Annotated in this window: 12 protein-coding genes; 6 read left to right on the top strand and 6 right to left on the bottom strand. The window is 55.2% G+C overall.

Annotation, left to right across the window (positions count from 1 at the left end):
- The 5 genes from ACOSYY_RS17870 to ACOSYY_RS17850 form a co-directional block, all read left to right on the top strand.
- Positions 1-257, top strand: a 257-nt coding sequence (locus ACOSYY_RS17870) for an MOFRL family protein (RefSeq protein ID WP_421664188.1), incomplete at its 5' end; no start/stop codon positions are given.
- Positions 258-272: 15 nt separating this feature from the next.
- Positions 273-2,897 (top strand): PEP/pyruvate-binding domain-containing protein, encoded by a 2,625-nt coding sequence (locus ACOSYY_RS17865; RefSeq protein ID WP_421664187.1) that lies wholly within the window; start codon positions 273-275, stop codon positions 2,895-2,897.
- Between the two features lie 136 nt (positions 2,898-3,033).
- Positions 3,034-4,392, top strand: coding sequence for a DNA recombination protein RmuC (locus ACOSYY_RS17860; protein ID WP_421664186.1), 1,359 nt, complete (start codon positions 3,034-3,036; stop codon positions 4,390-4,392).
- A 10-nt stretch (positions 4,393-4,402) separates the two neighbouring features.
- Positions 4,403-4,837 (top strand): pyrophosphohydrolase domain-containing protein, encoded by a 435-nt coding sequence (locus tag ACOSYY_RS17855; protein ID WP_421664185.1) that lies wholly within the window; start codon positions 4,403-4,405, stop codon positions 4,835-4,837.
- The gene (locus tag ACOSYY_RS17850; RefSeq protein WP_421664184.1) at positions 4,834-5,346 is read left to right on the top strand and encodes a PilZ domain-containing protein; all 513 of its coding nucleotides are present in this window, start codon (positions 4,834-4,836) and stop codon (positions 5,344-5,346) included. The genes ACOSYY_RS17855 and ACOSYY_RS17850 overlap by 4 nt, the downstream gene beginning before the upstream one ends.
- Positions 5,347-5,661: 315 nt before the next feature.
- Here the strand turns inward: ACOSYY_RS17850 and ACOSYY_RS17845 are convergent, their stop codons facing one another.
- From ACOSYY_RS17845 to ACOSYY_RS17835, 3 genes are read right to left on the bottom strand one after another with little or no spacing between them, the layout of a single operon-like run.
- Positions 5,662-5,862 carry a hypothetical protein gene (locus tag ACOSYY_RS17845; protein ID WP_421664183.1) on the bottom strand — a complete coding sequence of 67 codons (201 nt, stop codon included), beginning with the start codon at positions 5,860-5,862 and terminating at the stop codon, positions 5,662-5,664.
- A 58-nt stretch (positions 5,863-5,920) separates the two neighbouring features.
- Positions 5,921-6,091 carry a hypothetical protein gene (locus ACOSYY_RS17840; RefSeq protein WP_421664182.1) on the bottom strand — a complete coding sequence of 57 codons (171 nt, stop codon included), beginning with the start codon at positions 6,089-6,091 and terminating at the stop codon, positions 5,921-5,923.
- Complete coding sequence (locus tag ACOSYY_RS17835; protein ID WP_421664181.1) at positions 6,088-6,390, bottom strand: type II toxin-antitoxin system Phd/YefM family antitoxin; 303 nt, start codon at positions 6,388-6,390, stop codon at positions 6,088-6,090. The genes ACOSYY_RS17840 and ACOSYY_RS17835 overlap by 4 nt, the downstream gene beginning before the upstream one ends.
- Before the next feature lie 174 nt (positions 6,391-6,564).
- Between ACOSYY_RS17835 and ACOSYY_RS17830 the strand changes: the two genes are divergently transcribed.
- On the top strand, positions 6,565-6,837 hold the full coding sequence (locus ACOSYY_RS17830) for a PilZ domain-containing protein (RefSeq protein ID WP_421664180.1): 273 nt from the start codon (positions 6,565-6,567) through the stop codon (positions 6,835-6,837).
- Here ACOSYY_RS17830 and panC read toward each other — a convergent pair.
- The 3 genes from panC to ACOSYY_RS17815 form a co-directional block, all read right to left on the bottom strand.
- The gene (gene panC / locus ACOSYY_RS17825) at positions 6,820-7,713 is read right to left on the bottom strand and encodes a pantoate--beta-alanine ligase (RefSeq protein ID WP_421664179.1); all 894 of its coding nucleotides are present in this window, start codon (positions 7,711-7,713) and stop codon (positions 6,820-6,822) included. The genes ACOSYY_RS17830 and panC overlap by 18 nt on opposite strands.
- Entirely contained in the window at positions 7,710-8,264 is a 555-nt protein-coding gene (folK, locus tag ACOSYY_RS17820) for a 2-amino-4-hydroxy-6-hydroxymethyldihydropteridine diphosphokinase (protein ID WP_421664178.1), read from the bottom strand. The genes panC and folK overlap by 4 nt, the downstream gene beginning before the upstream one ends.
- Positions 8,265-8,352: 88 nt before the next feature.
- Positions 8,353-9,528, bottom strand: a complete 1,176-nt coding sequence (locus ACOSYY_RS17815; RefSeq protein ID WP_421664177.1) for an LL-diaminopimelate aminotransferase — start codon at positions 9,526-9,528, stop codon at positions 8,353-8,355.
- Positions 9,529-9,557: the final 29 nt, after the last annotated feature.

The following is a 9,557-nucleotide window of genomic DNA, read 5'->3' as shown; positions in this document are numbered from 1 at the left end:
CGGCATTCGAGATCGCCGGTCTTCCGGACACATGGGTCATGGCACTGGGCACCGACGGAACCGATGGCCCCACCGATGCAGCAGGAGCGATCGTCAGTGGAAACACCGTCGCGCGAGCGAAGAAACTCGGTATTGATCTCCGGGCATCATTGACGAGACATAATACCTACCCTGCCTTGAGAACTCTTGGATGTCATATCCATACCGGTCCTACAGGAACGAATGTCAACGACCTTTACCTCGTCCTCTTACTCTAGCTACTATGCCTGCTTATGGCTGGTCCCTATATCCTTCCACTGGCTGAATGTCGCGACGTCGCTCTCGCGGGAGGAAAGGCCGTCGGCCTCGCTCAGCTCATGGCGGCCGGTTTCGCTGTGCCTCAAGGATTCTGCATCACGACAGAGGCATATAAACAGTGCTTACACGCGTCAGGATTTTTTGAGGATGAGGAATGGCAGAAGATCTACACACTATCAGGAAACGCGCGAGCGTCGGCCTTGGCCGATTGCCAGACTCGCATCAGACAGGTAGAAACTTCCCAACTTGCCGTTCACTGGGGGAGAGCACTTCAAACTCTCAGTCGACCACCGAACGAACGCTGGGCTGTCCGATCATCAGCCACGAATGAGGATACAGCTCAAACCAGCTTCGCCGGACTCTATCGCACTCACTTGGGTGTGGTTTTGTCAGACATTGATGCCGCGGTGAAAGATCTGTGGGCCTCACTATGGGAAGACCGTGTGGTGAGCTACACAGCCCGCCGGAGCTACAAGACGGCTCCAAGAATGGCCGTCGTGATACAACCGATGGTCGATGCTCAATCGGCCGGAGTGGCCTATTCAATCCATCCAGTGACCGGGCGAACGAATCAGGTGACGATCAATGCCGTACCCGGTCTCGCAGCGTCGCTGGTCGATGGCACAGTCAAGCCGGACCAGTATGTCGTGGAAGTCACTCACGAAAAGCAACCGATTAGGGTTCGTAAACGCATTCTCGCGCATCACTCCCAACGACTGGTGGTTTCCAAGGGTGGCCTACAAGTCGAGCGGTTGGGTGATACGACTCCCATTCACTCATCGCTTACCGATGCGCAGCTATTTTCCCTCGCACGGACGGCCAAGCACGTGGAACAGGCCTTCGGCCACCCAATTGACCTCGAATGGGCATTCGACGCCGAACAACTATGGCTCGTACAGGCACGGCCGATTACGGTCCGCCCTTCTTCCAACCTCACCAATGACGACTGCGAGTGGTCGCGAACGAATTTCAAAGAGACGCTGCCCGAACTGCCGAGCCTATTGAGCCTCTCATTTCTTGAACGGTTCATGGACCGCCACATCCTCTCTCATTATCGACGACTAGGATGTCGGATTCCCGAGGGGCTCACATCGGTCCGTGTCCTGAGAGGACGACCTTATCTCAACGTGACTCTGTTCCACATTTTGGTAGCCCAATTAGGAGGAGACCCATCGCTGAACGCCGAACAGATGGGCGGCGAACCAGTGCAAGCCATCCCGCAGGTACAGCCGCTCAATAGAGCAACGCTTGCCCGGGCCGGGTGGATGATATGGGCGGAGATGAGGAGGGTTGAGCGGTCGGGTCCAGGAGTGTTTCGGGAAATGAAAGATCTGGCTACGGTGTATCGTCGGGAGCGCATTCTGCACCTATCGGTGGAAGAACTCGTGCCCGAGCTTGACAAACTCGGGCCTTGGTTAGAGGGCCGCGACGTCACGTTCGGCATTGTCAGCGGAGTAGGGCAATGCTTGCAGATTTTCGGCCAATTTCTGCCTCGGTGGCTCGGACCGGACTGGAGGGGGTTGCTGAACGCCGCTCTCCAAGGACAAGGAACCGTCATCAGCGCACAACAAATTGTCCGCCTTGCTGAGCTGACGGATATTGCCCGTGACGAACCGGCAGTCGGCACATTTCTCACATCGGAACCATGGGACCCTTCAACGTTTCGCGAGGCTCTCGCCGACACGAAATTTTTACGAACCTTCGACAGTTACTTGGAGGACTATGGGCATCGCGCAGTCGGTGAATCGGACGTCATGTCCCCCCGTCTTGCCGATATGCCTGAATCGATTCTGGCTATCGTGCGTATTCACCTTATCTCCGCCTCTCCGTCACAGAAGAGCATTCTCCTGCGCCAGCGCAACGCGAGAATCGCGGCACTGGCCCAAATCAAACGACGCATCGGCCTGCGCTATCACAGGTGGGTCATCTTCATGTGGTGTTACTGGAGGCTCTGTCGATTTTTCGCGCTGCGTGAAGCCAATCGACACCACTTGATGTATTACTCGACAGCCATCCGCACCCTCTTGATGCGTCTCGGAGAACTACTGGTCGAGCGGGGGCAGCTCTATGAGCCTGACGACATCTTTTTTCTGACGATCAGCGATCGAGCCGAATTATTGGCCGGAAGCACACGAGACTGGAAAGCCGTGATCAGAGCTCGAAGAGCCGAGCGAGCGCACGATGCAACAGTCGAAGTGCCCGATACTGTCCGTGAATGGGAGACTGCAAGCGAACAGACCCTGCCTTCTGACAAGGTTGAAGGAAGTGGTATCTTGTCGGGTACGCCGATCAGCGTTGGAACCGTGGCAGGTTCGGTTCGAGTGATCCGTTCCGTGGCGGATTGGAGCAAGATAATGCCGGGAGAGATTCTGGTGGTGCCCGTTATTGACCCTGGATTAGCGCCTCTCTTTGGTCTTGCCGGAGGATTGATCGCGGAAATGGGCGGCACACTGTCTCATGGAGCCATCATCGCTCGCGAATATGGGCTGCCGACCATCGCCAACGTAGGAGGCGCAATGGCACGGCTTGCTGATGGGCAGCGCATCACGGTGGATGCAGGCTCAGGGACCATTTGTATCCAACCGTCTCCACAACCCTAGGACAGATAGAGCTGATCGATCGGAGCCTTCTGCTCCTTGACCTTTTTCAATTCCTTGCGTAGTCTGCCTCAAATTCATCATATATAACACTATATGCAGGTACTCGTTCCGTCGGTATTTGTTAGTGAATCAAGTCATGACTGAGCTACACACCATTCTCTTAGCCTTTGGTGCGGGACTGTTCCTGGGGGGGCTGCTCACTGGTCTGTGGATCACCAGTCGCTTGCGGCCTCAGGCTCAACGAGCCGAAGCGACGGTAGAGGAACTGCGAAAGCAACTCGAAATAGAGCGTGATGCCCTCGTGTCCATTCGTCAAGCCTGGGCCGAGGCTCAACAGGCTCGAGTGACCGCGGAAACCCGTATGGAAGATACAGCCCGACAACTTCTTGAGCAGAAATCCTCGTTCGACCATACACGCCAGGAACTTATGGGATCATTCCAGGCCCTCTCCGGTGAAGCATTGAAACAAAATAGCGAAGCATTTTTGAAGCTCGCCGCCGTGTCATTCGAAACTTTGCATGTCAAATCCGATAGTGACCTGGTGCAGCGGCAGCAGGCGATCGATGCCTTGGTTCGCCCACTTCAGGAATCGCTGCAACGCTATGCTGAGGAAGTCCATGTGCTGGAACAATCTCGCCAGTCGGCTTATGGCGGATTGGATCAGCATCTACGATCATTAGTCGAATCGCAACAACGGTTGCAGCAGGAGACAGGGAACTTGGTGAAAGCGTTGCGGGCTCCCACCGTACGTGGTCAATGGGGCGAGTTGACGTTGAAACGGGTAGCTGAGCTCGCAGGTATGGTGGACCATTGTGATTTCGTCCAGCAGCCTTCTGTGACCGGTGACGAAGGGCGCTTCCGACCGGATATGGTCGTGCAGTTGCCTGGCGGACGCCAAATTATCGTGGATGCCAAGACGGTGCTCTCCGCCTACCTCGAAGCCCATGAAGCTCAGAATGAGACCCATCAGACTGAGGCCTTGCGCCGCCACGCCGCTCAGGTCAAATCCCGCATGGACGAGCTGTCTCTGAAAGCGTACTGGACTCAGTTCGACCGTGCACCGGAGTTTGTCGTGTTGTTCCTCCCAGGTGAGCAATTTTTGGGCGCGGCGCTGGACCAGAATCCACGTCTTATTGAAGAGGGATTTGCTAACGGGATCGTGTTGGCGACCCCGGCGACGCTCATCGCGTTGCTCCGGGCCGTTGCTTACGGCTGGCGTCAAGAACGCATGGCCACGCATGCGGAAGAAGCCGGTCGGTTGGGCAAGGAACTGTATGAGCGCATGGCTGTGCTGGCGGAACATATGAACGATGTGGGTCAGTCCCTTGGCAAGAGCGTGTCTGCTTATAATCGAGCCGTCGGTTCACTTGAGACACGCATTCTCCCAGCAGCACGACGCTTCAAGGAATTGGGGGTGTCGTCCGATCGCGACATTCCGGTGCTGGGACCGACGGAAATCGTTCCACGCAAGACCTTACCGTTTGATATCGAATGAAGGAGCAGGTATGACCGACGAACAAGCCATGGTCGAAGCATTTCACAGAACGTTCGCGATTTTGGTGCAGGCGGCTCCAACGGATTTGGATGAAGACACAAAACAACTTCGCATTCGACTCATTCAGGAAGAGTTCGATGAATTGAAGGAAGCGATGGCCGCCGGCAATCTAGCCGCGGTCGCCAAAGAAATGGGGGATCTTCTGTATGTCACCTATGGAACCGCGGTTTCCTACGGGATTGATATGGAACCGGTGTTTCAAGAAGTGCATCGGTCGAATCTGAGCAAAACCGGCGGCTACAAGCGGGCGGATGGAAAATGGGTGAAGCCCTCTACGTACTCGCCGGCCGATATCGACTCGATTGTGGAGGTACAGCGGGAGCAACAGTCGGCGGAGCGGCTATCTGTGCATGATGCCGTCGCCGGCGTGCCCCGGAGTTCATGAGAGACCCACACTGCCCCAGTTGCGGAACACCCTTCGTCCGAGTCCTCTATGACGAGGGAACTTTGGAGCGACTCTTGAATCGCTTCAAAATCTTTTCATTCCGGTGCCAACTCTGCACCGCACGCTTCCGTGTCCATCGGAATCCGACCGTTGGCCAAACGGCCGTTGCGGATCGCCGCCAATACAAACGATTGCCAGTATCGTTCAGGGCCAACCTCCTTGCGGAGAACGACACGCGAATGGACAATCGTGTGACGGATATCTCCATGGGAGGTTGCACGCTCGAGACGACGACCACCTTGCCTCAGGGGACGTTTATCGAGCTGGTCATCAAACCGGCATCAGACGAAGAGCCCATTAAAATTGGGTCGGCCATGGTGTGTACGTCGCGTCCGGAATCGATGGGCATCCGGTTCTTAGAAATGATGGCAGACGATAAGAACCGCCTCAGCCAAGTCATCCTCAGTCTGCTGGTAGGACAAAGCGCCAACCTGCAGTTATTTTCGTAAGGATTTCTCGATATGCCGTTGCACATGCCGCTCCTGATCTCAAGCCTCGCCTCATCGACACCAGCATCTGGATTCGAGCGGACTGCAAGGTTTATGGTTCTCTGAAGGAGCGATGTAGAGAACTCCTCATAACCGGTTCCGTCTAAATATACTGGCCGATTCGAGCCGAATTACTCATCGGTGTCAAAACTCGGGAGCGGTGGATAATTCTCAATGAACAACTCGCGGCGGTCGAACAGGCCTCATTTTAGTTCGTTCCATGGCTCACGGAAGGGCTTGCAACTACTGGTTCTTTGAGTCAGGAAACACAGAGCATCACATCTTTGGGAAAAGAGGGAATCCCTCTCGACGTGCCGCGTCCCGGAGGCGCTGATCGAGACAGACAAAGCCATGCTGACTCGGATCGCCTTGGCACCAGACGAGGGCAGCGGCCAGTTGCAATGCATCGGCGGCCCGTAATGGATGGAGGCGCAACACCCGGCCGGCTTGCTCGCGCACCACATTCGTGGGTTCCACTTCGGTCCATACTCCTTGCAGCGTTCGCAGAATTGCCCGTGCCTGCTCTTCCTCAATTTCATTGAGCGTCCCGTCCCGCCGAGATCTGACCAGCGCCGAAAAGCACTCCAGGGGAGTTCCCCCACCAGGCGGCGATCGCTTCATCCTCCCGCACAAGTTTCTTCAAAACCTTGGATTGACGCTCAGACAAACACAGGGGAATCAATGCCGACGAGTCCCAGAACTTCATCGCCCCTCACCACGTTCATCCAGCAACGCGGCAAGCCCCCGCCCCTTTCGATCCTTTGGTCTGGGTAACTCCCAAAACCCAGCAGGCAACTTACCCGTTCCCACGCGCACTAAACCCGCACGAGCCAAGTCTCGCAGATGCGCTCCCTTGCCCTCTTCGTCGTCGGTCTTTGAAACCGGCACCAGTTTGGCCACAGGCTTTCCCCGCTCCATCACTAACAACTCCTCTCCCGCTTTCACTTTCGCCAGGCAGGCGCTGAGCGTCGCTTTAATCGTGGATACCGCCGCACGTTTCATCATCGGACCTCCATGGTCTGTACCAGATGATCACAATAGTCTGATAGGTACAGGTCTGCAAGCCCGATCAACCAAGTAGGTCCAGCGGAGGTCTCGAAGCGCGCCGACCTTAGCGGATCCTTCCTGCCAATTGAAGAAACGGGTCCGTCCTTACATCTACTTCTCACAGCGAACGCCATGCGAACGGACCATCGCGTCACGGATATCTCCATGGGAGGTTGCACGCTCGAGACGACGACCACCTTGCCTCAAGGGACGTTTATCGAGCTGGTCATCAAACCGGCATCAGACGAAGAGCCCATTAAAATTGGGTCGGCCATGGTGTGTACATCGCGTCCGGAATCGATGGGCCGGTTCTTAGAAATGATGGCAGACGATAAGAACCGCCTCAGCCAAGTCATCCTCAGCCTGCTGATAGGACAAAGCGCCAACCTACAGCTTTTCTCGTGAGAATACTTCAATACGCGAGGAAGACCTCTGTGAAGACGCTACCAGAAGATTATCAATGAGACGAACAGGGCCGAGCCGCACAGCCCCAAGAAGGACCGCACGCGAATTCACATAGGAAAGCGGTTCCAAGGTGCGCGGATCGCAGACCGTCAGATAGTCGATCGTCATGGCTGGTTCGTTCTTGATGACTCGGACCATTGCTGACCGTATTGTTTTTCCGTTGGTAATTCCCGTTCGAATCGCATCGGCTCCTGCTTGCAAGCTCTTGTGTAATGTGGCGGCACGGATTCGGTCATCAGGTGAAAGATAGATATTGCGTGAGCTCTTCGCGAGGCCGTCTGCCTCGCGTACTGTGGGATGCACGGCAATCTCCACACCGAGGTCCAGATCCTTCACCAACTGCTGGACCAGAACCGATTGTTGAAAATCTTTCTGACCAAATATCGCAATCCGAGGGCGGATAATTCCAAAGAGTTTGGTCACGACGGTCGCCACGCCGGAAAAATGATGAGGGCGCACTTCCCCTTCCCATCGACACGCAAGCGCCGGAAGTGTCACCATGGTTTGAAATCCAGCCGGGTACATCGCCTCCACGGTCGGTTCAAAGCAGATATCAACGCCGTCTTTTCGGCATAGTGTTCGATCCTGCGAGATAGGGCGGGGGTACTTGGCCAGATCTTCTTGAGGACCGAACTGGATGGGATTCACGAAGATACTGACGACAAGCGCATCGCATCGCAATCGCGCCGCTTGTATCAGCGCCCGATGGCCCTCATGAAGGGCTCCCATGGTCGGAACCAAGCCAATCTTCGCACCTTCGTAAATAAGTCTTTCGCGCCAAGCTGCCATGGCGTTGGGAGAGCGAATGATCTTCATGAGCCGAGTGGCGAACTGCAGGCTGGGCGTGAGCCATATCGTGTTGAAGGCTGGGGAAAAAGGAGACGGACTTGAGATTGGTCGTTCACTTCCGTCAGCAAGCGGGCCACCGATTGTTTGAGCGTCGGATGGACCCACAGCGGATCCAGTTCATTCATGGGCATGAGGACAAATCGTCGCTGATGGAGACGAGGATGCGGAATGGTCAACCCCGGTTCCTTGAGCACATGCTCGCCATAAAAGAGGATGTCCAAATCGATGGTGCGCGGACCAGACCGGTTGTCATCATCCCGCCCGAGAGATCGTTCGATTTCCTGGAGGGTTGTTAAGAGGCTGCGTGGCGTAATATCCGTTTCAAGCTGCACGACTCCATTGAGGAACCACCCGTCTCCTGGATCTGTCCGATTCCGAACCGGTTCCGCTTCATACAACAGCGAGATACCTTTGAGCCGAGAATGCGGGAGGAGACTGAGCAATGTTACCGCCCGATCGCAAAAATCCACCCGATCGCCGACGTTCGACCCGAATCCGATAAAGACGGTCTCTTTCATGAGCGTATCTCTTGAATCGGTATTCGTGAATCGCTAAACACGACGATGATCCAGTATGTGATTCCGGTTAACGGTAACGAATAACGTCTTACAATCCCGCTTTCTTAATGCGCTCAACTGCTTCGGCTAACCGTTCTTTGGACGTGCACAGCGTCATGCGGATATACCCCTCTCCTGGAGCGCCGAATCCATTGCCGGGAGTCGTCACAATGCCGGCCTTTTCCAAGAGATGGGCGGTAAAGGACGTTGAGGTATAGCCCTTCGGCACCGTCACCCAGACATAGAAGGCAGCGGGAGGTGGATCCACTGCTAATCCGAGATTCTTGAGACCAGGGATCAGGGTATCTCTCCGGTCTTGATATGTTTTTCTCAACCCGTCGGTCATGCTGTCATCTAGGCTCAGCGCCGTAATACCGGCCTCTTGAACCGCCTCAAAACAGCCGGAGTCCAGATTGCTCTTCACTTTACCGAGGCCAGCCAAGACTTCCTTGTTGCCCACGGCAAAGCCGATGCGCCAACCGGTCATATTGTAAGTCTTGGACAGTGAATGGAACTCAACTCCGACGTCCTTTGCGCCCTCAACTTCCATAAAGCTCGCCGGGCGGCGCCCATCATAATAGACCTCTGAATAAGCGGCATCATGACACACAATCACATGGTTCTCTTGCGCAAATTCCACCACGCGTTTGAAGTACTCCTTTGTCATGATCACAGAGGTGGGGTTGTTCGGAGAATTGAGCCACATCAGTTTGGCCTTCTTGGCCAACTCTTTCGGGATCGAGCCGAGGTCAGGCAAGAACCCGTTGGCTTTCGTCAACGGCATGATGTGGGACGCGCCGCCGGCAAAACTGGTACCGACGGGATATACCGGATAGCCGGGGCTCGGAACCAAGACGACATCCCCAGGATCGACAAAGGCAAGGTGAATATGTCCGATGCCCTCCTTCGAACCGATCAGCGTGAGGACCTCGTTCGCCGGTTCAAGCGTCACGTTGAATCGGCGTTTGTACCAGGCAGCGACGGCTTTCCTGAAGGACAACATACCTTCATAGGAGGGATATTGGTGATGCTTCGGGTCCTTGGCCGCGTTCGCCAAACTCTCAATAATCGGTATCGGCGTCGGTAAATCAGGGTCGCCGATGCCAAGATTGATAATGTCCACTCCACGCGCAATAGCCTCTTGCTTCATTTTGTCGATCGCAGCAAATAAATAGGGAGGCAGTGTCTTAATGCGTGTGGCAACTTCGATCGGAAAACCACCCATGGTCAATCAAACTCCTTTCATGATTCGGT

The organism is Nitrospira sp. BLG_2, from assembly GCF_049222245.1.
This window is presented reverse-complemented; position numbering and strand designations above follow the sequence as displayed.

Bases quoted from the DNA above. Each gene is read 5' to 3' on its own strand.
- folK (WP_421664178.1), bottom strand. From the start codon at position 8,264: ATGAAAGAGACCGTCTTTATCGGATTCGGGTCGAACGTCGGCGATCGG.
- ACOSYY_RS17855 (WP_421664185.1), top strand. From the start codon at position 4,403: ATGACCGACGAACAAGCCATGGTCGAAGCATTTCACAGAACGTTCGCG.
- ACOSYY_RS17840 (WP_421664182.1), bottom strand. From the start codon at position 6,091: ATGAAGTTCTGGGACTCGTCGGCATTGATTCCCCTGTGTTTGTCTGAG.
- ACOSYY_RS17865 (WP_421664187.1), top strand. From the start codon at position 273: ATGGCTGGTCCCTATATCCTTCCACTGGCTGAATGTCGCGACGTCGCT.
- ACOSYY_RS17860 (WP_421664186.1), top strand. From the start codon at position 3,034: ATGACTGAGCTACACACCATTCTCTTAGCCTTTGGTGCGGGACTGTTC.
- ACOSYY_RS17830 (WP_421664180.1), top strand. From the start codon at position 6,565: ATGCGAACGGACCATCGCGTCACGGATATCTCCATGGGAGGTTGCACG.
- ACOSYY_RS17815 (WP_421664177.1), bottom strand. From the start codon at position 9,528: ATGGGTGGTTTTCCGATCGAAGTTGCCACACGCATTAAGACACTGCCT.
- panC (WP_421664179.1), bottom strand. From the start codon at position 7,713: ATGAAGATCATTCGCTCTCCCAACGCCATGGCAGCTTGGCGCGAAAGA.
- ACOSYY_RS17835 (WP_421664181.1), bottom strand. From the start codon at position 6,390: ATGATGAAACGTGCGGCGGTATCCACGATTAAAGCGACGCTCAGCGCC.
- ACOSYY_RS17850 (WP_421664184.1), top strand. From the start codon at position 4,834: ATGAGAGACCCACACTGCCCCAGTTGCGGAACACCCTTCGTCCGAGTC.